This is a genomic window from Brachybacterium nesterenkovii (assembly GCF_900163655.1).
In the GTDB taxonomy this organism is placed as follows: Bacteria; Actinomycetota; Actinomycetes; order Actinomycetales; family Dermabacteraceae; genus Brachybacterium; species Brachybacterium nesterenkovii.
The window spans coordinates 1-1,298 of record NZ_FWFG01000090.1 but is presented as its reverse complement, the minus strand read 5'-3'; the positions used below and the strand labels follow the sequence as shown (position 1 = coordinate 1,298).

The 1,298-nt window shown below is 68.4% G+C and carries 1 protein-coding gene; it reads right to left on the bottom strand.

Annotated features, from left to right (window positions below; genetic code table 11):
* A partial coding sequence (locus tag FM110_RS10195; protein WP_087104654.1) for an ISL3 family transposase occupies positions 1–1,188 on the bottom strand: 1,188 nt, incomplete at its 3' end.
* Positions 1,189–1,298: the final 110 nt, after the last annotated feature.

Genomic DNA, 1,298 nt, shown 5'->3' with positions numbered 1-1,298 from the left:
GATCGCCTCTGTGGGCCCGTTGCTGGTGCCGGGTCGGTCGAAGTAGGCCAGTACGTCGTCGGCTCGCTTCTTCAGTGTTCGCCCCAGCGTGATGACCTCGGTGAGCGCCTTCGGGACGCCGTGGCTGACCGAGTCGATCAGTTTGACCATTAGCTCGCGGCCTCGACGCCGGTCCTGCTCGCGGTAGGCGGCGATCATCCGCTGGTAGACGCCCCAGGTTGCCTCGACTTCGACATGCGCATCGACGCTGAATAGGCCGTGCAGGCGGTCGTTCTGCTTGTCGGTGAGCAGGTCAGCTCCCGTGTGCAGGGTTCGCCGCGCCCGGTATAGCGGGTCGTCCTTGCGGCCGCGGTGGCCCTGGGTGTGCTGCTGGACCCGGCGGCGGCAACGGTCCAGTGCATCGCCGGCCAGCCGGACGACGTGGAAGGGATCCATCACCGCGACCGCGTCGGGCAGCGCCTCGGCGGTGGCGGTCTTGAAGCCGGTGAACCCGTCCATCGCGACCACCTCGATCGCGTCGCGCCACGCCTGCGGTCGCTCGGCGAGCCAAGTCTTGAACGCCTGCTTGGAGCGGCCCTCGACCATGTCCAGCAGCCGTGCTGGTCCGGTGCCCTCACGGATGCCGGTCAGGTCGATGACCACGGTGACGTACTTGTCGCCGCGGCGGGTGTGCCTCCAGACGTGCTCATCGACGCCGACGACCTTCACCCCGTCGAACCTGTGCTCGTCGTCGATCAGGACGCGCTTGCCCTCGGCCAGGACGGCGAGGTTGGCGGTGTTCCACGCGACCCCGAGCCCCTCGGCGACGCGGGCGACGGTGAGGTGCTGGACCACGATGCCCTCTAGTGCCCAGCGCAGCCCGCGGCGCGACAGCTTCGCCCGTGGTTCGGCCGCCAGGCTGGTGTCCTGTCGCCATACATGGCAGCAGTCGGTGCAGCGGTAGCGACGCACGACGACCTCCAGGGTCGTGGGTCGCCACCCGAGCGGTTCGTGCGCAAGCCGCCGGACCACCGTGTCCCGCGGAACCCCTTCGTAGCCGCAGCGACGGCACCACTGGTCGAGCTCGACGACGCGGCAAGCGATCACCGCGCGGTCGGGCTCGAGCCGTTGCCCAACGGCTTCGAGACCGAGCTCATCCAGTCGGCAGAACGTGGTCAGGTCAGGGCGAGTGAAGGTAGCGTCGTGCACGTCGAGGTCTTCCGGATGGGCAGTGTGAGAACTTCCATCCTCGGGAGACCTCGACTTCGATCCCGACACCGCCGCGCCGTCAGCTTCTACACCCTCATCTGCGAAGAGCC